This is a genomic window from Streptococcus infantis (assembly GCF_047463175.1).
GTDB lineage: Bacteria > Bacillota > Bacilli > Lactobacillales > Streptococcaceae > Streptococcus > Streptococcus infantis_AC.
Genome location: NZ_JASHEJ010000003.1, coordinates 303,431 through 326,422, shown reverse-complemented (window position 1 = coordinate 326,422; position 22,992 = coordinate 303,431). Strand labels below are relative to the sequence as shown.

Below are 22,992 nucleotides of genomic sequence, written 5' to 3'. Positions count from 1 at the left end.
ACAGGAGATTTTTTTATTTTACAAAGATGTAAAGTTTAATTTACAGTCAATTGACCATTATCTACTGTAAAGATACTCAAGTTATCAGGCAAGTTTTGAAGATGGTCTAAACTAGTAGTTGTAATAAAAGTTTGAATGTTATGAGAAATAGTTTCCAATAATTTAAGTTGACGAGTATTGTCAAGTTCACTCATGACATCGTCAAGCAAAAGAATGGGAGATTCCTTGGTAATGCTCTCCATCAATTCGATTTCAGCAAGTTTTATAGAAAGCACCAAGCTACGATGTTGCCCTTGACTTCCGAAACTTGCTTCCATTCCATTAATCATGAAAATCATATCATCCCGATGAGGACCAACTCCAGTATTCTTCTTAAATAAATCTCTGGATCTACTTTTTTGAAGTGCTATATAGAAAGATTCAGCCAAATGTTTCTTGTCAACAAAATTTACAGAAGGTTGATAACAGATTGACAGCTCTTCTAACTGATCTGAGATGTCAAAATGTTTTTTCTTGCCAAAGTGTTCCATTTTCTGAATAAAGTCAGCTCGATGATTCATTACACGACAGCCATACTCTACCAGTTGGTCATCAAGAACAGTTAGGAAAGTCTCATCTATGTTTTGTGTTGATTTGAGATAGGTGTTTCTCTGTTTAAGGACGTGGTTATAACTTGACAGGTCTGACAAGTAAATCGGTTTAATTTGACCTAATTCTATGTCAATGAATTTACGACGAACAGCCGGAGCGCCTTTGACAAGTTGTAAATCTTCTGGAGCGAATAAGACAACATTCATATGACCAATATAGTCTGATAGGCGAGCTTGTTTTAAGTAACTCACTTTAGTAATTCGCCCTTTTTGTGTTAAGTCAATTTCAAGTGGAATGCTTGCTGTTTTCTTTTGCAAGATTCCAGAAACTTGCAGTTGTTCTTCTTCAAATTGAATTAAATTTTTATCAGTCTTTGTTCGATGACTTCTCGTTAAGGCTAAAAAGTAAATACTTTCAAGAAGATTGGTTTTTCCTTGAGCGTTTCGGCCAACAAATACATTTAATTTTGGATTAAAATCAATTTCGATATTATGATAGTTACGAAATTGTTTAATGGATAAGTTTTTCAACCACATAATTATCTACCTGGGAAACGTGGTGCAGGTTTTGTTTTTGTTGCTTGAGCTTTTTTTGTTGGCTTTTTTTGTACCTTTTTATTCATTTCCTTGACAAGCTTAGCTACACGTTCTTTCTCAAGTTTTTCTAGACGAAACTCCTCTAGTTCTTCTGATGTTGGTTTAACTAGAATAATTTGAGTTTTTAAATCAGGGATTTCAATAGAATCCCCGATTCTAATTTTTTTGCCTCGACGATTTTCTAATTCTCCATTAAAATATACAAGATGGTCCGCCAAAAAAGATTTAATAGCACCGCCACTTTGGATGATCCCAAGGTCTTTCAAAAGAGCTTGGAGAGTAATAAATTCTTCAAATAATTTGTATTCCATAGTTCACCTCAATCTTTGGTATTATACCATATTTTGCACAAAATAGTTGAGAAGAAACAACTGATATGAAAACGATTTTAATTTCAAAAGAGTCAAAGAGAACAGGAAAAATTTTCATTTTCATGGTATAATAGAACTCTATGTAAAAGGAGGTAAAAGATGGAGTTATTCCCTGGAATTGCAGTGCATTTTATCCAATCTAAAAAGTTTAAGACAAATAAAATAACCATGCGTTTCACAGCTCCATTATCTCTGGATTTAATTTCTGGTCGCATGCTAAGTGCCAGTATGCTTGAAACTGCTAATAAAGGCTATCCAACTGCTCAGGTTCTTAGAAAACATCTGGCAGCATTGTATGGAGCAGATTTGTCAACTCATGCGTATAGAAGGGGGCAAAGTCACTTAGTAGACGTGAGTTTGACTTATGTTCGAGATGAATTTTTAAGTAAGAAAAACGTCTTAACTGCTCAGATTTTAGAATTATTGTATCAAGTCATATTTAATCCATTGTCAAATGAAGATGAATTTGAGAACAATGCCTTTGAAATTGAAAAAAAACAATTGTTGGCGAGATTAGAATCAGAATTAGAGGATCCTTTCTTCTTTGCCCATAAAGAATTGGATCAGTTGTTTTTCCAAGAGGAATCAATGCAGTTAGTTCCTAGAAATTTAATTGCCAGAATTTCCGAAGAGACTTCTAAATCTTGCTATTCAAGTTTTCAAAAAATGCTGAAGGAAGATAGAATTGATTTATTCTTTTTAGGTGATTTTAATGAAATTGAAGTCTTAGAAAACTTGAAGAAATTTAACTTGATAGGTCGTAAAGAAACTGTAAACATTCAATATCAGCAAGGTTATTCAAATGTTCTTAGAGAAGGAATTGCTAGGAAAAACCTAGGTCAGTCTATTCTAGAAATGGGTTATCATAACACAATTGGTTATGGAGATGATCAAAAGATGGCCTTGCTTCTCGTGAATGGTTTGCTTGGAGCTTTCCCGCACTCTAAATTGTTTACCCAAGTTAGGGAAAAGGAAGGGTTGGCTTACACGGTTTCTAGTCACTTAGATCTCTTTAGTGGATTTTTAAGATTGTTTGCTGGGATAAATCGTCAAAATCGAAACAAGGTAAGAAAATTGATGAATGATCAATTGTTAGCTATCAAAAATGGTAGATTTACAGATCCTGAAGTTAATCAAACTAAGGAAATGATTCGTAGGATGATGTTGTTGAGTCAGGATAATCAAGATTCGATTATAGATAGAGAATACTTAAGCCTCTTTTTTGGTAAATCGGTTTTAGACCTGGATACTTTGATAGAGAGACTAGAGCAAGTTGACAAGGATGAAATCTGTAGGGCGGCATCTAGTTTGAAATTGCAGGCTATCTATTTTATGGAAGGAGCAGAATGACTAGAGTTACTTTTCAAGAGAAATACTATCCTGCTGTAAAGGAAACTCTTTATCAAGCAAAATTAGAAAACGGATTGACAGTTTCTTTACTTCCTAAAAATGATTTTAACGAAGTTTATGGTGTAGTAACTGTCTATGTTGGTTCGGTTGACATTGAGTTTACAGCTAGAGATAGTAAAAAGAAAACATATCCTAAGGGGATTGCTCATTTTTTAGAACATAAACTTTTTGAAAGAGGAAATTCTGAAGATATCATGGTTGCATTTACCAAATTAGGTGCAGATAGTAACGCCTTTACAAGCTTTACAAATACAAGTTATCTTTTTTCAACCTCTGACAATGTCGCTGATTGTTTGGACTTGCTTGACGAGCTTGTTACTAGCTTTAACTTTACTGAAGAATCTGTTGAACGAGAAAAGGATATTATTCAGCAAGAACGCGAAATGTATCAGGATGATCCTGATTCTTGCTTGTTCTTTAAAACACTTGCAAATCTATATCCGGAAACTCCCCTAGCTTCAGATATTGTTGGGACTGAAGATTCGATAGAAGATATTACTTTAGAGGATCTACGGGACAATTTTGATGAATTTTACACTCCTGTCAATAGCCAAATTTTCCTCGTTGGAAATTTTGATTTAGAGTTGATACAGAATTATTTCTTGCAAAAGGATGTTGGAGGTTGTATAGTTCAAAATCCAAAAGAACCAATCGCTTTACACCCTGTAAAGAAGGTTGAGAGCATTCGTATGGATGTTGCATCACCTAAATTAGCAATAGGAGTTCGAACGAATTCTGATATGGGGTATCAGGACTGCTATCGATATAGCGTTCTATTAAGAGCGTTATTTACGATGATGTTTGGTTGGACCTCTAAAAGATTTCAGAGTTTGTATGAAACCGGGAAATTAGATTCTTCATTATCTTTAGAAGTTGAAATCAATCGACGTTTTAACTTTTTGATGCTGACAATGGACACAAAGGAACCTGTTGCTATTTCGCATCAATTCCGAAAGGCGATTCAGAGCTTTGTTACTGATGCAGATATTTCGGAAGAACATCTTGATTTAATCAAAAGTGAAATTTATGGAGAATTTATCCATAGTATGAACTCTTTAGAATTTATTGCGACCCAGTATCAGTCACATTCTGACGAAACAACCCTGTTTGATTTACCAAAGATTATACAGGAAATGACCTTGGATGATGTTCTTGAGGTAGGACATCATTTTATCGACAATAGTGAAATAGTTGAATTTACGATTTTTCCACTATAGTCATCGAAATATAAAATAAACTAGAAAGAAGGCATGGTAAGTATGAGAAAAAAAACAATTGGTGAAGTGTTACGTTTAGCAAGAATCAATCAAGGTTTGAGTTTAGAGGAATTGCAGCGCAAGACAGACATTCAACTGAATCTGCTTGAGGCTTTAGAATCAGATGATTTTGACCAATTGCCAAGCCCTTTTTATACACGTTCTTTTTTGAGGAAGTATGCTTGGGCAGTTGAGTTGGATGAAAACCTTGTTTTAGATGCATATGATTCAGGGAGTATGATTACCTATGAGGAAGTTGATGTTGATGAGATAGAACTATCAGGTCGTAGACGTTCTAATCGCAAGAAACGTTCCTTGCTCCCTCTGTTTTACTTTATTCTCTTCTCCTTATCTATTATAATTTTTGTTTCTTATTATGTTTGGAATTACATTCAAACACAACCGACAGCAACAACTTCAGCCAACTATAATGTTGTGACTACGACAACAAGTGCTACAAGTAGTGAAACAACAACTAGCAATCAAACCACTAGCCCATCAAGTTCGAGCGACGCATCAACGGTGACTATTTCTGGCCAGGGAGATGTTATATCGGTAGAATATAAAACTGCTAAAGATACTGCCGAACTTCAACTATCTGTGACGGATGCAACAAGTTGGATTAGTGTTTCAGATACTGAATTAGCTGGAGGAACTACTCTTGAGCCTAATAATAAGATGGCCAAAACAACAGTTTCTAAAGGCTCTCCAGTAACTATCACATTAGGTGTTGTCAAAGGCGTGAAAATCAAGATCGATAATCAGGAAATTGATACTTCGAAATTAACTGGTCAAACTGGCTGGATTACATTGAAATTAAGTTCAAATTAAGGAAGGATAACATGAAAAAAGAGAATATTCCTAATATACTTACGCTTGGTAGAATTTTATTTATTCCGATTTTTGTTCTCCTTCTATCATTTGGACAGTCTCCTGTGTTACATAAAATAGCAGCAATTATTTTTGCCGTTGCCAGTATCACTGACTATCTAGATGGCTATTTAGCTAGAAAATGGCAAGTAGTTAGCAATTTTGGGAAATTCGCAGATCCAATGGCAGATAAATTGTTAGTTATGTCGGCATTTATCATGCTAGTAGGTCTAAATATGGCTCCTGCTTGGGTAGTAGCTATTATCATTTGCCGAGAACTTGCAGTTACTGGGTTGCGCCTACTCTTAGTTGAAACTGGTGGAACTGTTTTAGCTGCAGCAATGCCAGGAAAAATCAAAACATTTAGCCAGATGTTTGCGATTATCTTCTTGTTATTTCATTGGAATTTACTTGGTCAGATAACTCTTTATATCGCTTTGTTCTTTACAGTTTATTCTGGTTATGATTACTTCAAGGGAAGCGCGTATTTGTTTAAAGGAACCTTTCGCTAGATATGGAATCGATTATTGAAATTAAGAATCTGTCATTTCGATATCAGGCAGATCAAGAACACTATGATGTTCATAACATTTCGTTTCACGTGAAACGTGGAGAATGGTTGTCTATCGTTGGTCATAATGGTAGTGGAAAATCAACAACTGTTCGCTTGATTGACGGTTTGCTAGAAGCGGAATCTGGAGAAATTTGGATAGACGGTGATTGCCTAACTCCGGAAAACGTCTGGGAAAAAAGACGTAAGATTGGTATGGTATTTCAAAATCCTGATAACCAATTCGTGGGGGCAACCGTAGAAGATGACGTTGCTTTTGGGCTTGAAAATCAAGGGATTCCACTTGAAGAGATGAAGAAGCGAGTTTCTGAAGCTCTGTCATTAGTTGGGATGGCTGAATTTTCTAAAAAGGAACCAGTTCGCTTGTCAGGTGGCCAAAAACAGAGAGTGGCTATCGCAGGAGTTGTCGCTCTGCGACCAGACATTTTAATTTTGGATGAGGCTACAAGCATGTTGGATCCAGAGGGGCGTCTAGAGTTGATTAAGATCGTCCAAAAGATTCGCCAAGATCACCATATGACAGTCATATCCATTACACATGACTTAGATGAGGTTGCTATGAGCGACCGTGTTTTGGTGATGAAAAAAGGAGAGGTCGAGTCAACAAGCACTCCTAGAGAATTATTCTCTAGGTCAGATTTAGATCAAATTGGTTTAGATCAACCCTTTGTCAACCAATTAAAAGAATCGCTACGTACTAGTGGCTTGAAATTACCAGAGCACTACCTGACCGAAGAGGAGCTCGAGGAGGCTTTATGGGAATTATTCTAGACAATGTGAGTTATACGTATCAGGAAGGAACACCCTTTGCCTCAGCTGCCTTGTCCGATGTTAATTTGTCAATAGAGGATGGATCTTATACAGCAATTATTGGGCATACAGGAAGCGGGAAATCTACAATTCTTCAACTTTTGAATGGTTTGTTGGTTCCCACAAAGGGAAGTGTTCGTGTCTTTGATACATTAATTACATCAACATCCGTCAATAAGCAAATTCGTCAAATTCGCAAACAAGTGGGCTTAGTCTTTCAGTTTGCAGAAAATCAAATCTTTGAGGAGACTGTCTTAAAAGATGTGGCTTTTGGACCTCAAAATTTTGGAGTCTCTGTAGAAGAGGCAGAAGCTATTGCGCGTGAAAAACTAGCTTTAGTAGGAATTGATGAGTCACTCTTTGGACGTAGTCCCTTTGAGCTTTCAGGCGGACAAATGAGAAGGGTTGCGATTGCTGGTATTTTGGCGATGGAGCCTAGCATTTTGGTCTTAGATGAGCCAACAGCTGGTTTGGATCCAATTGGTCGAAAAGAGTTAATGGCCTTGTTTAAAAAACTTCATCAGGATGGTATCACGATTGTTTTAGTGACCCATCTGATGGATGACGTGGCCGAATTTGCTGACCAAGTTTATGTGATGGAAAAAGGAAAGTTGGTCAAGAGTGGGAAGCCAAGTCTTGTTTTTCAAAATGTCGAATTCATGGAAAAAATCCAATTAGGTGTTCCAAAAATCACAAGATTTGCTCAAAGGCTAGCTGAACGAGGAGTTTCTTTTAAACAATTGCCGATAACGATAGAGGAGTTTAAGGAGTTCATCAATGGATAACATGATTTTAGGTCGTTACATACCAGGAAATTCGATTGTTCATCGTTTGGATCCTCGTAGTAAGTTAGTGGCAATGATTTTATTGATTATGATCGTTTTTTGGGCCAATAATCCAATAACTAATGTAATCCTTTTCGTTGTAACAGGTATATTTGTAGCCTTATCTGAGGTTCCCTTATCCTTTTTCATAAAAGGTTTGCGATCTATGTTTTTTCTGATTGCTTTTACAACTCTTTTTCAACTTTTCTTTATCTCTGGTGGAGATGTCTTGTTCGAGATGGGGTTTATTAAAATCACGAGTCATGGCATTGAGCAGGCGGGAATTATTTTTTGCCGCTTTGTGTTGATTATCTTTTTCTCAACTTTGCTTACCTTGACAACCATGCCATTAAGCTTGGCTACAGCAGTTGAGTCCTTGCTTGGACCCTTGAAAAGATTTAAGGTTCCTGTTCATGAAATCGGGCTCATGTTGTCTATGAGTTTACGTTTTGTACCAACCTTAATGGATGATACGATTCGAATTATGAACGCTCAAAAGGCGCGTGGTGTTGATTTTGGAGAAGGAAATATAATCCAAAAAGTTAAGGCTATGATTCCTATTTTGATTCCATTATTCGCTACGAGTTTGAAACGAGCAGATTCTCTTGCTACAGCCATGGAGGCTAGAGGATATCAAGGTGGGAACGGACGCAGTCAGTATCGACAGTTAAATTGGATGAATAAAGATAGTGTAGCCTTACTCCTGGTATGTGTGTTGGGTGGCATTCTATTTTTGTTGAAATCCTAAAGTGAAGTATAGAATACTATAAGGTAGAGGTATGAACCGTTTTAAAAAATCAAAATATATTATTGTTCTATTTGTCGTTATACTAGTAGTTTCTATTTTTTTAGTAACGACACAGTCAAGTACAGTTGTGACACAAGCTGGAGATGGTATCTCTCTGATAGATAGAATTGTGCAAAAGCCATTTCAATGGTTAGAATCTACAAAGTCTGATTTAGGAAATTTGACGAGAGCCTATAATGAGAATGAAACTCTTAAAAAAGAACTCTATCAAATGGAAAAAGAAAAGAATGAAGCAGACAGTCTGAAGGAAGAAAATGAACAATTACGTCAGTTATTAGATATGAAGTCCAAATTAAATGCGACCAAACTAATTGCTGCCGATGTCATTATGAGAACTCCTGCGACTTGGAAACAAGAACTAACAATTAATGTTGGTTCACAACAAGGTGCAACGACTAATATGCTTGTTGTTTCTGGTGGAGGATTGGTTGGAAGCGTTGAAAACGTAGAAGATAACTCAACTGTGGTCAATTTATTAACAAATGTTGAAAATACAGAGAAAATTTCTGTTAAAATTCAGCATGGATCTAGTAGTATTTATGGTATTATCGTTGGCTATGAAAAGGAAAAAGAACTACTGAAAATTAGTCAGCTAAATAATAGTGGGGATATTAGTAAAGGTGATAAAGTAGTAACTGGAGGTTTGGGGAACTTCAATGTCACAGACATTCCTGTAGGAGAGGTCGTATCTGTGACCCCTACCAATGATTATCTGACAAGAGAAGTTATGGTTAAAATGCATGCTGATCCAATGAATCTTAAAGTCGTAGAGTTAGTGGGGAATCCATCATGAGACTTTTTAAGCAAATAGGGATGTTTTTGCTCTTGCCCGTAATCATTTTAATAGATAGCCACTTAGGGCAATTTGTAAATAGCTTTTTTCCACATCTTCAAATTGTAAGCCACTTTATCTTCATCTTCTTATTATTCGAGACAATAGAAGTATCAGAATATCTGTTTTTGGCCTATTGCTTGGTTCTAGGACTTATATACGATATCTATTTCTTCCATCTGATAGGGATAGCCAGTCTTCTTTTTGTGATTATTGGAGCAATCGTATATAAAAGCAACTCAGTTATTTTGTCAAATAGATGGACTCGATTGCTAGCAGTTTTAATGATGACTTTTATATTTGAATTTGGTAGCTTTATCCTAGCACATGTGGTAGGATTGACTGCAGAAAATCTACCTGTTTTTATAGTTTATAGTTTGGGTCCTACTATGATATTGAATTTTATATGGATGTTAGTTTTCCAATATATTTTTGAAAAAATATATCTATAAGAAAGAAACAAAACTGTAATAAAGGCGTAATATTTATTAGGCCTTTTTTTGATATACTAGTATTGTCTTTTTAAAGAAGGAGTATTTACACTATGAAGAAAAAAATTCTAGCATCACTCTTATTAAGTACAGTATTGGTTTCACAAGGAACTGTGCTTTCAAGTGTCCAAGCCAATACAACAAATGAAAAAATTGCTGCTCAAGATAGCAAAATTAGTGAATTGACAACACAACAAAAGGAAGCTCAAAAACAAGTTGATGAGATTCAAACTAAAGTAACAGCTATTCAAACGGAACAAGAAAAGTTGCAAGCTGAGAATGAAAAACTTCAAGAAGAGTCTAAAAAACTTGAAGGTGAAATCACAGAGCTTTCAAAAAACATCGTAGCTCGTAATGAATCGCTTGAAAACCAAGCTCGAAGTGCACAAACTAACGGAACTGCTACAAGCTACATTAATACAATTATTAACTCTAACTCAATCACAGAAGCTATTTCTCGTGTAGCAGCTATGAGTGAAATTGTCTCAGCAAACAATAAAATGTTGCAACAACAAAAAGAAGATAAAAAAGCTATCTCTGAAAAACAAGTTGCAAACAATAATGCAATCAACACAGTTATTGCCAATCAACAAACACTTGCTGATGACGCTCAAGCCTTGACAACAAAACAGGCAGAATTGAAAGCCGCTGAGTTGAATCTTGCAGCAGAAAAAGCTACCGCAGAAAGTGAAAAAGCTACTTTGTTAGAGCAAAAAGCAGCAGCTGAAGCAGAAGCTAAGGCAGCAGCTGAAGCAGAAGCAGCATACAAAGCGAAACAAACAAGTCAACAACAAACAGTTGCTGCTTCAGCAAATACAACCTTTGCAGCACAAGTACAAGCAACTTCAAGCTCATCGTCATATGATGACTCAAGTTACACACCTGCACCAACTCCTGTAAGCCAACGTCCTACATATAGTACAAACGCTTCAAGTTATCCAGTAGGTCAATGTACATGGGGAGCAAAAACTTTAGCACCATGGGCTGGCGATTACTGGGGAAATGGTGGTCAATGGGCTGCAAGTGCAGCGGCTGCAGGTTTCCGTACAGGTTCTACACCACAAGTTGGAGCAATTGCTTCATGGGATGATGGAGGATACGGACACGTAGCAGTTGTTACAGCAGTTGAATCATCAACTCGCATTCAAGTTTCAGAATGTAACTATGATGGTAGCGGAACTCAACCAATCGGAAATTATCGTGGATGGTTTAATCCTACAGCATCACGTGGTACAGTAAGATACATTTATCCAAACTAATATACTGATTATTATTAAATTTAGGGTGAGGTTTTATTAATCTCACCTTTTGTATAGTGCTAAAAAGTAAATTTCATTATATAATTACTTGAACTTATTTTGTATTCTATTCTTAATAATTATTTAGTTAAAGTTAGATGAAATTTAGAGATTTAGTACGAGTGTAGCTTGTTAATAAAAAATGGTTTCTAAAGGGAATTGGTACTGGAATTATGTTTACTTATAAAATGAATGTTGATGTCAAAGAGTGGGATTTGTTTTTAGAAAATCATCCTCAAGGAAATTTATTGCAGAGTAGTGATTGGTCCAAGATAAAGGATACTTGGGGGAATGAGAGAGTTGGCTTTTATAAAGAGGATCAACTAGTTGGAGTAGCGAATATCTTAATTCAGCCGCTACCATTAGGACTTTCTATGTTCTATATTCCACGAGGTCCTGTAATTGACTATGAAGATAAAGAGCTTCTGAAATTTGTACTTTTAACGTTGAAAAAACTTGCTAAAAAAAGCAATGCAATAATGGTTAAATTTGATCCAAGCCTTTTTATCAGTCGAAGTCTTATCGACCAAAAAACTATTCAAAATTCTAAAACTTTTGAAATTGTTGAGGAATTGCAAAAAAATAAAGTTCATTGGACAGGATTGACAAAGGATATGGCAGAAAACATACAACCTCGTTTTCAAGCTAATATTCATAAAGAAAACTTCTCGCTGGATCAACTGTCCAAATCTACTCGACAGGCCATCCGAACTGCAAGAAATAAAGGATTGGAAGTGAAATTTGGCGGACTTGATTTATTAGATGAATTTTCATTTTTAATGAAGAAAACAGAGTCTCGTAAGAACATCAGTTTACGAGGCAAAGATTATTATCAAAAATTACTGACTACTTATCCTAACCACTCCTTTATCACGCTAAGCTATTTAGATTTACCAAATAGACTGATAGAAATTGAGAAGCAACTCGAAAAGAATCTAAAAATAGCGCAGAAGTTTACAGATAAAACGAAAGAAGGTAAAGTAAAAGATAATCAGCAAGAGAGAGAACGATTAGAAGAAGAAATTGCTTTTCTCAAGAGCTGTATTGATAGAGGGGATAGTGTTGTCCCATTGTCTGGAACTTTGACCGTCGAATTTGGGAAAACATCTGAAAACTTATATGCTGGAATGAATGAAGAATTTAGACACTATCAACCTGCTATTCCAACATGGTTTGAGACTGCTCAACATTCATTTGAACGTGGGGCAGAGACTCATAATATGGGTGGAATTGAAAACAACTTAGAGGGTGGATTATTTAATTTTAAATCTAAATTTAATCCCACTATTGAGGAATTTGCTGGGGAGTTTAACTACCCAACTAGTTCATTATATTTCTTGTTTAATCTAGCTTATAAGATTCGTAAGAAACTTCGAAGTAGATAGCATAAACACCACTACATTAAATTTAGAGCTTTTAACTGGTAATTTAATAAGGAGAAAATAACAAAATTACTTGAAATAAAGCTCCAATTATGATAAAATGAAACTTGTCGTGTGAACGATAATACTCATTCTTGATGAATTGTGAAACTGTTGCCTTTGGGTTGTTTTGCAAGCTGAAATCGAGAAGAGGAAAAAACAAAAAAGGAGAAATACTCATGGCAGTAATTTCAATGAAACAACTTCTTGAGGCTGGTGTACACTTTGGTCACCAAACTCGTCGCTGGAACCCTAAGATGGCTAAGTACATCTTCACTGAGCGTAACGGAATCCACGTTATCGACTTGCAACAAACTGTAAAATACGCTGACCAAGCATACGACTTTATGCGTGATGCAGCAGCTAATGATGCAGTTGTATTGTTTGTTGGTACTAAGAAACAAGCTGCTGACGCTGTTAAAGAAGAAGCAGAACGTTCAGGTCAATACTTCATCAACCACCGTTGGTTGGGTGGTACCCTTACTAACTGGGGAACAATCCAAAAACGTATCGCTCGTTTGAAAGAAATCAAACGCATGGAAGAAGAAGGAATCTTCGACGTTCTTCCTAAGAAAGAAGTTGCACTTCTTAACAAACAACGCGCTCGTCTTGAAAAATTCTTGGGTGGTATCGAAGATATGCCTCGTATCCCAGATGTAATGTACGTAGTTGACCCACATAAAGAGCAAATCGCTGTTAAAGAAGCTAAAAAATTGGGTATCCCAGTTGTAGCGATGGTTGACACAAACACTGATCCAGATGATATCGATGTAATCATCCCAGCTAACGATGATGCTATCCGCGCAGTTAAGTTGATCACAGCTAAATTGGCAGACGCTATCATCGAAGGTCGCCAAGGTGAAGATGCTGTAGCAGCAGTTGAAGCAGAATTTGCAGCTTCAGAAGCTCAAGCAGACTCAATCGAAGAAATCGTTGAAGTTGTTGAAGGCGACAACGCTTAATTCGTATAAATAGTAATTACCTAGGAGGGCGGGGCTTAGCCCGGCTCTCCTATTTTTAAAAAATATAGGAGAATCAAAATGGCAGAAATTACAGCTAAACTTGTTAAAGAGTTGCGTGAAAAATCTGGTGCTGGTGTTATGGACGCTAAAAAAGCACTTGTAGAAACTGACGGTGACATCGAAAAAGCAATCGAATTGCTTCGTGAAAAAGGTATGGCTAAGGCTGCTAAGAAAGCTGACCGTGTTGCTGCTGAAGGTTTGACTGGTGTTTATGTGAACGGTAACGTTGCAGCAGTGGTTGAAGTAAATGCTGAAACTGACTTCGTTGCGAAAAACGCTCAATTCGTTGAATTGGTAAATGCAACTGCAAAAGTAATCGCTGAAGGAAAACCAGCTAACAACGAAGAAGCTCTTGCTTTGACAATGCCTTCAGGTGAAACTCTTGAAGCTGCATATGTATCTGCAACAGCAACTATTGGAGAAAAAATCTCATTCCGTCGTTTTGCTTTACTTGAAAAAACAGATGCACAACACTTTGGAGCATACCAACACAATGGTGGACGTATCGGTGTTATCTCTGTTATTGAAGGTGGAGATGAAGCACTTGCTAAACAAATCTCAATGCATATTGCTGCGATGAAACCAACGGTTCTTTCATACAAAGAATTAGATGAGCAATTTGTTAAAGATGAGTTGGCTCAATTGAACCACGTAATCGACCAAGATAACGAAAGCCGTGCAATGGTTAACAAACCAGCACTCCCACACTTGAAGTATGGATCAAAAGCACAATTGACTGATGAAGTTATCGCTCAAGCTGAAGCTGACATTAAAGCAGAGTTGGCTGCAGAAGGTAAACCAGAAAAAATCTGGGATAAAATCATTCCAGGTAAAATGGATCGCTTCATGCTTGACAACACTAAAGTTGACCAAGCTTACACACTTCTTGCACAAGTCTACATCATGGATGACAGCAAGACAGTTGAAGCATTCCTTGAATCAGTTAACGCTTCAGTAGTTGAGTTCGCTCGCTTTGAAGTTGGTGAAGGTATCGAAAAAGCTGCAAATGACTTTGAAGCTGAAGTTGCAGCGACAATGGCAGCAGCCTTGAATAACTAATAATAAAAAATAAAGTAAATGAATTGCACTCTAAATATTAGATTTCTGTATCTAACTTTTGGAGTGCAGTTTTTATTAGTTCCTTACTTGATTAAGACAAATTGATTAATTAGTAGTAATAATTTGGTTCAATTAAGATTTTGGTAGTGTGTAATAGTGAGATTGACATACCCTACCGAAAAGAATGTATGAGAATTTAGCAGTAGAATGAAAAATAGTTTAAGATACTCTTTTATATCTACTTTGTGATTCTGAATACTTATTTTTCCTTCTGAAACAAGAATAAAGTTCTCATTTTAACTCAAATCAATCTTAGAAAATCGCAAATGAAAAATCGTTTGCGATTTTTCTGTACCTTTTCAGACATGACATCAAATATAGTTCGTGAAATATTTGATTTTTAGTGTATGTTGTGTTAGAATGATGTAAAGTAATGCGAAAGGCGAACAAGAAAATGTCCAGTAAAATTATTTATACGGGAAAAGCTAAAGATATCTATACTACAGAAGACGAAAATGTGATTAAGTCGGTCTACAAGGACCAGGCCACTATGTTGAATGGAGCTCGCAAAGAGACCATCGAAGGCAAAGGTGTGCTGAATAATCAGATTTCGTCTCTTATTTTCGAAAAATTGAATGCGGCTGGTGTGGCGACACACTTTATCGAACGTATTTCTGACACAGAACAACTCAATAAGAAGGTTTCAATCATTCCTTTGGAGGTTGTACTTCGTAACGTGACTGCAGGTTCTTTCTCAAAACGTTTTGGCGTGGAAGAAGGTTTGGACTTAGAAACTCCAATCGTTGAATTTTACTACAAAAACGATGATTTGGATGATCCATTTATCAATGATGAACACGTCAAGTTCTTGGATATTGCCAATGATGAACAAATTGCTTATATCAAAGAAGAAACGCGTCGTATCAATGAATTGTTGAAAGATTGGTTTGCACAAATTGGTCTTCGGTTGATTGACTTCAAATTGGAATTTGGCTTTGATAAGGATGGCAAGATTATCTTGGCAGACGAATTCTCACCAGACAACTGCCGTCTTTGGGATGCGGAAGGGCACCACATGGACAAGGATGTTTTCCGTAGAGATTTGGGCAGTCTAACGGATGTTTATAAGGTTGTGTTAGAGAAATTGCAGGGATTGAAGTAATCATTTTGGAACGGAACCCCTTCGTCTTCGATAACCTATTTGAATAGAAATAAAGGAACTAAAATGGATAAACGTATTTTCGTTGAGAAAAAAGCTGATTTTCGTGTCAAATCTGACTCTTTAGTAAAAGAATTACAGCATAATCTTCAGTTGAAAACTTTGAATGATCTTCGGATTGTTCAGGTTTATGATGTTTTTAATTTGTCAGAGGACTTGTTTGCGCGTGCGGAAAAACATATTTTTTCTGAGCAGGTGACCGATACTGTTTTGGACGAAGCTGCAGTTAAGGCTGATCTTGAGAATTATGCTTTCTTTGCTATCGAAAGTTTGCCTGGTCAATTTGACCAACGTGCGGCATCTTCACAAGAAGCTTTGCTTTTGCTTGGTAGTTCAAATGATGTAACGGTGAACACAGCACAACTTTACTTGGTCAATAAGGATATTGATGCGAATGAATTGGAAGCTGTTAAAAACTATCTCTTGAACCCAGTGGACTCTCGTTTCAAAGATATCACTCTTGGCATTGCTAAACAGGATTTCTCTGAGTCTGACAAGACCATTCCAAGTTTGGATTTCTTTGAAACATATACAGCAGAAGATTTTGCACAGTATAAGGCAGAGCAAGGCTTGGCCATGGAAGTGGATGACCTTCTTTTCATTCAAGATTATTTTAAGTCTATTGGTCGTGTGCCAACTGAGACTGAGTTGAAGGTCTTGGATACCTACTGGTCTGACCACTGCCGTCACACAACTTTCGAGACTGAGTTGAAGAATATTGACTTCTCAGCTTCTAAATTCCAAAAACAATTGCAAGCGACTTATGACAAATATATCGCCATGCGTGATGAGTTGGGACGTACGGAAAAACCTCAGACCTTGATGGATATGGCGACTATTTTTGGTCGTTATGAGCGTGCCAATGGTCGTTTGGACGACATGGAAGTGTCTGATGAAATCAATGCCTGCTCTGTTGAAATTGAAGTGGATGTCAATGGTGTGAAAGAGCCATGGCTTCTCATGTTCAAAAACGAAACTCACAACCACCCAACGGAGATTGAACCATTTGGTGGGGCTGCCACTTGTATCGGTGGAGCCATTCGTGACCCGTTGTCAGGCCGTTCCTACGTTTACCAAGCCATGCGTATCTCAGGTGCAGGTGATATTACAGCACCGATTTCAGAAACTCGCGCTGGTAAATTGCCACAACAAGTGATTTCTAAAACAGCGGCTCACGGTTATTCTTCATATGGGAACCAAATTGGTCTTGCAACGACTTACGTTCGTGAATACTTCCACCCAGGTTTCGTTGCTAAGCGTATGGAGCTAGGTGCCGTTGTCGGTGCAGCTCCCAAGGGAAATGTTGTTCGTGAAAAACCTGAAGCAGGTGACGTGATTATCTTGCTCGGTGGTAAGACTGGACGTGACGGTGTCGGTGGTGCGACAGGTTCTTCTAAAGTTCAAACGGTTGAATCTGTTGAAACGGCTGGTGCTGAGGTCCAAAAAGGGAATGCCATCGAAGAACGGAAGATTCAACGTCTTTTCCGTAATGGGGAAGTGACACGTCTGATCAAGAAATCAAATGACTTTGGTGCTGGTGGTGTCTGTGTGGCGATCGGTGAATTAGCAGATGGTCTTGAAATTGATCTGGATAAAGTGCCATTGAAATACCAAGGTTTGAACGGTACCGAAATTGCCATCTCTGAATCTCAAGAACGGATGGCTGTAGTGGTTCGTCCGGAAGATGTAGACGCCTTCGTTGCAGCATGTAACAAAGAAAATATTGATGCGGTTGTCGTTGCAACAGTGACTGAAAAACCAAATCTTGTCATGCACTGGAATGGTGAAACCATCGTTGATTTGGAACGTCGTTTCCTTGATACAAATGGTGTACGTGTTGTTGTAGATGCTAAGGTGGTTGACAAGGATGTCAAGCTTCCAGAAGAACGCACAACAAGCGCTGACACACTTGAAGCAGATACCTTTACGGTTCTATCTGACCTCAACCATGCGAGTCAAAAAGGATTACAGACTATCTTTGACTGCTCTGTTGGACGCTCTACGGTTAATCACCCACTTGGTGGTCGCTACCAAATCACACCAACGGAGGCTTCAGTACAGAAATTGCCAGTTCAACACGGCGTGACAACAACTGCTTCTGTTATGGCGCAAGGATTCAACCCTTATGTAGCAGAATGGTCTCCATATCATGGTGCGGCTTATGCGGTCATCGAAGCAACTGCTCGTTTGGTTGCTGCTGGCGCAAATTGGTCTAAGGCTCGTTTCTCTTATCAAGAATACTTCGAGCGTATGGATAAACAAGCAGAGCGTTTTGGTCAACCAGTATCAGCTCTTCTTGGATCAATTGAAGCTCAGATTCAACTTGGTTTGCCATCTATCGGTGGTAAAGACTCTATGTCTGGTACCTTTGAAGAATTGACAGTACCACCAACCTTGGTTGCTTTTGGTGTCACAACTGCAGATAGCCGTAAGGTCCTTTCTCCAGAATTTAAAGCTGCTGGTGAAAATATCTATTACATCCCAGGTCAAGCTTTGGCACAAGAAATTGACTTTGATCTTATCAAATCTAACTTTACTCAATTTGAAGCCATCCAAGCTAACCACAAAGTGACAGCAGCATCAGCTGTCAAATATGGTGGTGTGGTTGAAGCTCTTGCCCTTGCAACATTTGGTAACCATATCGGAGCTAACGTCGAATTAGCTGATGTTGACACTAGCTTGACAGCTCAATTGGGTGGATTCATCTTTACATCTCCTGAAGATATTGCAGGTGTTGCCAAGATTGGACAAACCGCAGCTGACTTTACACTTACTGTCAATGGTGTAAGGCTTGATGGAAACAAGCTTGACAGTGCCTTCCAAGGTAAATTGGAAGAGGTCTACCCAACGGAATTTGCACAAGCAACTGAGTTGGAAGAAGTACCTGCGGTGGCATCAGATGCTTTGATCAAAGCTAAAGAAACAGTTGAGACACCTGTGGTTTACATTCCGGTGTTCCCAGGGACCAACTCGGAGTATGACTCCGCTAAGGCCTTTGAAAAAGAAGGTGCAAAAGTCAACTTAGTACCATTTGTCACATTGAATGAGGAGGCAATTGTCAAGTCTGTTGACACCATGGTTGACAATATCGAAAAAGCTAACATTATCTTCTTTGCAGGTGGCTTCTCAGCCGCCGACGAACCAGATGGATCAGCTAAATTCATCGTTAATATCTTGCTCAATGAAAAAGTACGTGCAGCCATCGATAGCTTCATCGAAGGTGGTGGTTTGATTATCGGTATCTGTAACGGATTCCAAGCTCTTGTCAAATCAGGTCTTCTTCCATACGGTAACTTTGAAGATGCAAGCAGTACTAGTCCAACCCTCTTCTACAATGATGCCAACCAACACGTGGCTAAGATGGTTGAAACACGTATTGCTAACACGAACTCACCATGGCTTGCTGGAGTGGAAGTTGGTGACATCTATGCCATCCCAGTATCACACGGTGAAGGTAAATTTGTCGTGACAGCTGAGGAATTTGCAGAACTTCGTGACAATGGTCAAATCTTTAGCCAATACGTTGACTTCGAAGGCAAACCAAGCATGGATTCTAAATACAATCCTAACGGTTCTGTCAATGCGATCGAAGGTATCACAAGTAAGAACGGTCAAATCATCGGTAAGATGGGACACTCAGAACGTTTCGAAGACGGTCTCTTCCAAAATATTCCAGGGAATAAAGACCAATATCTCTTTGCATCAGCGGTTAAATACTTTACTGGAAAATAGGATTTGCAGATTTTCTAATAGATAACCATTAGTAAATGTAAAATCAAGTAGATCTAACTTACGACAGTTGCAAATGATTTATTGTTGCGAGTGAAACGAGCTTCTGCCGTATCATTCAGCTCTAGTATCGTTAAGGAATGATACACAAATAAAAATTAGGTATATAAAATGACATACGAAGTAAAATCTCTTAATGAGGAATGTGGTGTTTTTGGTATCTGGGGTCACCCAGACGCTGCCAAATTGACCTATTTTGGACTCCATAGTCTTCAGCACCGTGGTCAGGAGGGGGCAGGAATCCTCTCCAATGACCAAGGGAAACTGAAGCGTCATCGTGATATGGGGCTTTTATCAGAAGTCTTCAAAAATCCTGCGAATTTGGATAAATTGACAGGAACTGGAGCGATTGGGCACGTGCGCTATGCGACTGCAGGAGAAGCTTCTGTAGACAATATCCAACCTTTCCTTTTCCGCTTTCACGATATGCAGTTTGGTTTGGCTCATAATGGGAATCTGACCAATGCAGAATCGCTCAAGCAAGAATTGGAACAAAGAGGAGCGATTTTCAGCTCAACCTCTGACTCTGAAATCTTGGCTCACCTTATTCGCCGTAGCCACAATCCAAACCTGATGGGTAAAATCAAGGAAGCACTCAGTCTTGTTAAAGGTGGTTTTGCTTATCTCTTGATGTTTGAAGATAAGTTAATTGCAGCGCTTGACCCAAATGGCTTCCGTCCTCTGTCAATCGGGAAAATGGCTAATGGAGCAGTAGTGGTTTCATCTGAAACCTGTGCCTTTGAAGTAATCGGTGCTGAGTGGATTCGCGACGTAAAACCAGGCGAGATTGTCATTATTGATGACAATGGCATCCAGTATGACAGCTATACAAACGATACTCAGCTGGCTATATGTTCCATGGAGTATATCTACTTCGCACGTCCTGACTCCAATATCCACGGAGTCAATGTCCATACGGCTCGTAAGAGAATGGGAGCTCAACTGGCACGTGAGTTCAAGTATGAAGCTGATATCGTAGTCGGGGTGCCAAACTCCTCTCTTAGCGCAGCTATGGGATTTGCGGAAGAATCAGGTCTGCCAAATGAAATGGGGCTCATCAAGAACCAATATACGCAACGGACCTTTATCCAGCCGACTCAAGAATTACGCGAGCAAGGGGTTCGGATGAAGTTATCTGCTGTTTCTGGTGTCGTTAAAGGCAAACGCGTTGTCATGATTGATGATTCCATTGTACGAGGCACGACATCTCGTCGCATTGTCCAACTTTTGAAAGAAGCGGGGGCATCAGAAGTACACGTTGCCATCGGGAGTCCTGCTCTTGCCTATCCTTGTTTCTACGGGATTGATATCCAGACACGTCAGGAGCTGATTGCAGCCAATCATACGGTGGAGGAAACTTGCCAAATCATTGGTGCGGATAGCCTGACCTATCTTTCGATTGATGGCTTGATTGATTCTATCGGCATCGAAACAGATGCGCCAAATGGTGGTCTCTGTGTGGCTTACTTTGACGGGAAATATCCAACTCCTCTCTATGACTATGAAGAAGAATATCGTAGAAGTTTGGATGACAAGATCAGTTTTTACAAATAGACGGCTAAAGACTCTCGATTAAAGAAAAGGAATGAATAAAATGACAAATAAGAATGCGTATGCCCAGTCTGGTGTGGATGTTGAAGCGGGTTATGAAGTTGTTGAACGTATCAAAAAACACGTGGCACGTACAGAGCGTGCAGGTGTCATGGGAGCTCTTGGTGGTTTCGGTGGTATGTTTGATCTTTCAAAAACAGGTGTTAAAGAGCCAGTTTTGATTTCAGGAACTGACGGTGTTGGAACCAAGCTCATGCTGGCTATCAAGTACGACAAACACGATACTATCGGTCAAGACTGTGTGGCTATGTGTGTCAATGATATCATTGCTGCAGGTGCAGAGCCCCTCTACTTCCTAGACTATGTGGCGACTGGGAAAAATGAACCAGCTAAACTAGAACAAGTCGTTGCTGGTGTGGCCGAAGGTTGTGTACAAGCAGGTGCGGCCCTCATCGGTGGGGAAACGGCTGAAATGCCTGGTATGTATGGCGAAGACGACTATGACTTGGCAGGTTTTGCGGTAGGTATCGCAGAAAAATCTCAAATCATTGACGGTTCAAAAGTGGCTGAAGGTGATGTGCTTCTTGGACTTGCCTCAAGCGGAATCCACTCAAATGGTTATTCACTTGTTCGTCGTGTATTTGCGGATTACACAGGTGAAGAAGTCCTCCCAGAATTGGAAGGCAAGAAACTCAAAAACGTTCTTCTTGAACCAACTCGTATCTACGTTAAGGCTGTTCTACCGCTCATCAAAGAAGAATTGGTCAACGGGATTGCCCACATAACAGGTGGTGGTTTCATCGAAAATGTGCCACGTATGTTCTCAGATGATTTGGCTGCAGAGATTGAGGAAAGCAAAGTTCCAGTTCTTCCAATTTTCAAAGCCCTTGAAAAATATGGTCAAATCAAACATGAAGAAATGTTTGAAATCTTCAACATGGGTGTGGGGCTTATGCTTGCAGTGAAACCAGAACATGTGGAACGTGTCAAAGAACTTCTTGACGAACCTGTTTATGAAATCGGTCGTATTGTGAAGAAAGATGACGCAAGTGTGGTGATAAAATAATGGCTAAAAAAATTGCTGTTTTTGCTTCTGGAAATGGTTCAAACTTTCAGGTCATTGCAGAGCAATTTCCAGTAGAATTTGTCTTTTCAGATCACCGGGATGCCTATGTACTTGAGCGTGCAGAAAATCTTGGAGTTTTATCCTATGCCTTCGAACTCAAGGAGTTTGAGAGCAAAGCAGACTACGAAGGAGCCATTGTCGAGCTCTTGGATGAGCACGATATTGACCTAGTCTGTTTAGCGGGTTATATGAAAATCATCGGTTCAACCTTGCTAGCGGCTTATGAAGGTCGTATCATCAATATTCACCCAGCTTATCTGCCAGAATTTCCAGGCGCTCATGGCATTGAGGATGCTTGGAATGCAGATGTTGATCAGTCTGGCGTGACCATTCATTGGGTGGATTCTGGTGTGGACACTGGTAAGGTTATCAAGCAAGTCCGTGTGCCACGCCTTGAAGGGGATACCCTTGATACTTTCGAAACTCGCATCCACGAAACAGAGTACAAGCTCTATCCAGAAGTCTTGGATAGTTTGGGAGTGGAGAGGAAAAAATGATTACTGACCAATACTATATGGAGTTAAAGAACAAGTTATCTAACAGACCAATCCTACTGGATAATACTAATGATTTTCTTTTTGTCTTAGCAAATACAGTGAAAGCTATGATAGAAAATACTGATAAAAGTCAGCTTTCAGAGTTAGATAAAATTTTAGATGGTGTCACAAGTCAAGAATTAAAACTTGCCTATGATTTCTGTCAAGGGAGATTCGGTCAAGCAGGTTTTTCTTATCGTAGGCACCCGAATTATTTTTATTTGTCCAGTTTAATTGCGACTTTTCCAGAATTTGAGTTGTCTAAAGCAGACAGAGATTACCTCAAAGGAATCATAAATTTTGATAACTACCTTTTATATGAGTTAGATTAGTCTTTAATCACCTCAAAATCCTATTTATTCAAAAGGAGAAAAAATGACAAAATGGTTAGAAACACTTGCTTTGATCACCTTAGCAGTGATTTTACGCTTACTGGTTAATTTCTTATTCCCTGAGATTCCCTATTGGGGGAGATTTTTACTGACAATAATTTTGGGAGTCTTGGTAATCGTCTCCCTATACTTTATGAAAAGAAAATTAC

General features: G+C 38.6%; 21 protein-coding genes. 19 read left to right on the top strand and 2 right to left on the bottom strand.

What is annotated here, in order from left to right; translation table 11 throughout:
• Window positions 1–35: 35 nt before the first annotated feature.
• Window positions 36–1,127, bottom strand: coding sequence for a DNA replication/repair protein RecF (gene recF, locus QM859_RS07830; protein ID WP_414262704.1), 1,092 nt, complete (start codon window positions 1,125–1,127; stop codon window positions 36–38).
• 2 nt (window positions 1,128–1,129) lie between these two features.
• Window positions 1,130–1,498, bottom strand: a complete 369-nt coding sequence (yaaA, locus tag QM859_RS07825) for a S4 domain-containing protein YaaA (protein WP_414262703.1) — start codon at window positions 1,496–1,498, stop codon at window positions 1,130–1,132.
• Between the two features lie 159 nt (window positions 1,499–1,657).
• Here yaaA and yfmF point away from each other — a divergent pair, with 159 nt between their 5' ends.
• From yfmF to QM859_RS07730, 19 genes are all read left to right on the top strand, one after another.
• Entirely contained in the window at window positions 1,658–2,908 is a 1,251-nt protein-coding gene (yfmF, locus tag QM859_RS07820; protein ID WP_414262702.1) for an EF-P 5-aminopentanol modification-associated protein YfmF, read from the top strand.
• Window positions 2,905–4,185 (top strand): EF-P 5-aminopentanol modification-associated protein YfmH, encoded by a 1,281-nt coding sequence (yfmH, locus tag QM859_RS07815; protein WP_414262701.1) that lies wholly within the window; start codon window positions 2,905–2,907, stop codon window positions 4,183–4,185. Before yfmF ends, yfmH begins: the two co-directional genes overlap by 4 nt.
• A 42-nt stretch (window positions 4,186–4,227) precedes the next feature.
• Entirely contained in the window at window positions 4,228–5,055 is an 828-nt protein-coding gene (gene rodZ, locus QM859_RS07810) for a cytoskeleton protein RodZ (protein WP_414262700.1), read from the top strand.
• Window positions 5,056–5,066: 11 nt separating this feature from the next.
• The gene (gene pgsA / locus QM859_RS07805; protein WP_247913081.1) at window positions 5,067–5,606 is read left to right on the top strand and encodes a CDP-diacylglycerol--glycerol-3-phosphate 3-phosphatidyltransferase; all 540 of its coding nucleotides are present in this window, start codon (window positions 5,067–5,069) and stop codon (window positions 5,604–5,606) included.
• A gap of 2 nt (window positions 5,607–5,608) precedes the next feature.
• Entirely contained in the window at window positions 5,609–6,436 is an 828-nt protein-coding gene (locus tag QM859_RS07800; protein ID WP_414262699.1) for an energy-coupling factor ABC transporter ATP-binding protein, read from the top strand.
• Window positions 6,421–7,260 (top strand): energy-coupling factor transporter ATPase, encoded by an 840-nt coding sequence (locus QM859_RS07795; protein WP_006153365.1) that lies wholly within the window; start codon window positions 6,421–6,423, stop codon window positions 7,258–7,260. The genes QM859_RS07800 and QM859_RS07795 overlap by 16 nt, the downstream gene beginning before the upstream one ends.
• Window positions 7,253–8,047, top strand: coding sequence for an energy-coupling factor transporter transmembrane component T family protein (locus tag QM859_RS07790; protein WP_070677806.1), 795 nt, complete (start codon window positions 7,253–7,255; stop codon window positions 8,045–8,047). The genes QM859_RS07795 and QM859_RS07790 overlap by 8 nt, the downstream gene beginning before the upstream one ends.
• Window positions 8,048–8,078: 31 nt before the next feature.
• On the top strand, window positions 8,079–8,900 hold the full coding sequence (mreC, locus tag QM859_RS07785) for a rod shape-determining protein MreC (protein ID WP_414262698.1): 822 nt from the start codon (window positions 8,079–8,081) through the stop codon (window positions 8,898–8,900).
• Window positions 8,897–9,391: a rod shape-determining protein MreD gene (gene mreD, locus QM859_RS07780; protein ID WP_070677810.1), complete on the top strand. Its 495-nt coding sequence runs from the start codon at window positions 8,897–8,899 to the stop codon at window positions 9,389–9,391. The genes mreC and mreD overlap by 4 nt, the downstream gene beginning before the upstream one ends.
• A gap of 92 nt (window positions 9,392–9,483) precedes the next feature.
• Entirely contained in the window at window positions 9,484–10,689 is a 1,206-nt protein-coding gene (gene pcsB, locus QM859_RS07775) for a peptidoglycan hydrolase PcsB (protein ID WP_414262697.1), read from the top strand.
• 212 nt (window positions 10,690–10,901) lie between these two features.
• The gene (locus tag QM859_RS07770) at window positions 10,902–12,113 is read left to right on the top strand and encodes an aminoacyltransferase (protein WP_414262696.1); all 1,212 of its coding nucleotides are present in this window, start codon (window positions 10,902–10,904) and stop codon (window positions 12,111–12,113) included.
• Window positions 12,114–12,328: 215 nt separating this feature from the next.
• Entirely contained in the window at window positions 12,329–13,111 is a 783-nt protein-coding gene (gene rpsB / locus QM859_RS07765) for a 30S ribosomal protein S2 (RefSeq protein ID WP_045613298.1), read from the top strand.
• 78 nt (window positions 13,112–13,189) lie between these two features.
• A complete protein-coding gene (tsf, locus tag QM859_RS07760; protein WP_414262695.1) occupies window positions 13,190–14,230 on the top strand; it encodes a translation elongation factor Ts in 1,041 nt (346 codons plus the stop codon).
• Between the two features lie 454 nt (window positions 14,231–14,684).
• Window positions 14,685–15,392, top strand: a complete 708-nt coding sequence (gene purC, locus QM859_RS07755) for a phosphoribosylaminoimidazolesuccinocarboxamide synthase (RefSeq protein WP_414262694.1) — start codon at window positions 14,685–14,687, stop codon at window positions 15,390–15,392.
• Between the two features lie 63 nt (window positions 15,393–15,455).
• The gene (locus tag QM859_RS07750) at window positions 15,456–19,181 is read left to right on the top strand and encodes a phosphoribosylformylglycinamidine synthase (RefSeq protein ID WP_414262693.1); all 3,726 of its coding nucleotides are present in this window, start codon (window positions 15,456–15,458) and stop codon (window positions 19,179–19,181) included.
• Between the two features lie 168 nt (window positions 19,182–19,349).
• Window positions 19,350–20,792, top strand: a complete 1,443-nt coding sequence (purF, locus tag QM859_RS07745; RefSeq protein ID WP_414262692.1) for an amidophosphoribosyltransferase — start codon at window positions 19,350–19,352, stop codon at window positions 20,790–20,792.
• 40 nt (window positions 20,793–20,832) lie between these two features.
• Window positions 20,833–21,855 carry a phosphoribosylformylglycinamidine cyclo-ligase gene (gene purM, locus QM859_RS07740; protein WP_414262691.1) on the top strand — a complete coding sequence of 341 codons (1,023 nt, stop codon included), beginning with the start codon at window positions 20,833–20,835 and terminating at the stop codon, window positions 21,853–21,855.
• Window positions 21,855–22,412, top strand: coding sequence for a phosphoribosylglycinamide formyltransferase (purN, locus tag QM859_RS07735; protein ID WP_414262690.1), 558 nt, complete (start codon window positions 21,855–21,857; stop codon window positions 22,410–22,412). Before purM ends, purN begins: the two co-directional genes overlap by 1 nt.
• Complete coding sequence (locus QM859_RS07730) at window positions 22,409–22,783, top strand: hypothetical protein (RefSeq protein WP_414262689.1); 375 nt, start codon at window positions 22,409–22,411, stop codon at window positions 22,781–22,783. Before purN ends, QM859_RS07730 begins: the two co-directional genes overlap by 4 nt.
• Window positions 22,784–22,992 lie beyond the last annotated feature (209 nt).

Coding starts and splice junctions, on each gene's coding strand:
- purN (WP_414262690.1), top strand. CDS start 21,855: ATGGCTAAAAAAATTGCTGTTTTTGCTTCTGGAAATGGTTCAAACTTT.
- purM (WP_414262691.1), top strand. CDS start 20,833: ATGACAAATAAGAATGCGTATGCCCAGTCTGGTGTGGATGTTGAAGCG.
- yaaA (WP_414262703.1), bottom strand. CDS start 1,498: ATGGAATACAAATTATTTGAAGAATTTATTACTCTCCAAGCTCTTTTG.
- rpsB (WP_045613298.1), top strand. CDS start 12,329: ATGGCAGTAATTTCAATGAAACAACTTCTTGAGGCTGGTGTACACTTT.
- pcsB (WP_414262697.1), top strand. CDS start 9,484: ATGAAGAAAAAAATTCTAGCATCACTCTTATTAAGTACAGTATTGGTT.
- rodZ (WP_414262700.1), top strand. CDS start 4,228: ATGAGAAAAAAAACAATTGGTGAAGTGTTACGTTTAGCAAGAATCAAT.
- QM859_RS07730 (WP_414262689.1), top strand. CDS start 22,409: ATGATTACTGACCAATACTATATGGAGTTAAAGAACAAGTTATCTAAC.
- tsf (WP_414262695.1), top strand. CDS start 13,190: ATGGCAGAAATTACAGCTAAACTTGTTAAAGAGTTGCGTGAAAAATCT.
- recF (WP_414262704.1), bottom strand. CDS start 1,127: ATGTGGTTGAAAAACTTATCCATTAAACAATTTCGTAACTATCATAAT.
- yfmF (WP_414262702.1), top strand. CDS start 1,658: ATGGAGTTATTCCCTGGAATTGCAGTGCATTTTATCCAATCTAAAAAG.
- QM859_RS07770 (WP_414262696.1), top strand. CDS start 10,902: ATGTTTACTTATAAAATGAATGTTGATGTCAAAGAGTGGGATTTGTTT.
- QM859_RS07795 (WP_006153365.1), top strand. CDS start 6,421: ATGGGAATTATTCTAGACAATGTGAGTTATACGTATCAGGAAGGAACA.
- yfmH (WP_414262701.1), top strand. CDS start 2,905: ATGACTAGAGTTACTTTTCAAGAGAAATACTATCCTGCTGTAAAGGAA.
- QM859_RS07750 (WP_414262693.1), top strand. CDS start 15,456: ATGGATAAACGTATTTTCGTTGAGAAAAAAGCTGATTTTCGTGTCAAA.
- purC (WP_414262694.1), top strand. CDS start 14,685: ATGTCCAGTAAAATTATTTATACGGGAAAAGCTAAAGATATCTATACT.
- purF (WP_414262692.1), top strand. CDS start 19,350: ATGACATACGAAGTAAAATCTCTTAATGAGGAATGTGGTGTTTTTGGT.
- QM859_RS07800 (WP_414262699.1), top strand. CDS start 5,609: ATGGAATCGATTATTGAAATTAAGAATCTGTCATTTCGATATCAGGCA.
- mreD (WP_070677810.1), top strand. CDS start 8,897: ATGAGACTTTTTAAGCAAATAGGGATGTTTTTGCTCTTGCCCGTAATC.
- QM859_RS07790 (WP_070677806.1), top strand. CDS start 7,253: ATGGATAACATGATTTTAGGTCGTTACATACCAGGAAATTCGATTGTT.
- pgsA (WP_247913081.1), top strand. CDS start 5,067: ATGAAAAAAGAGAATATTCCTAATATACTTACGCTTGGTAGAATTTTA.
- mreC (WP_414262698.1), top strand. CDS start 8,079: ATGAACCGTTTTAAAAAATCAAAATATATTATTGTTCTATTTGTCGTT.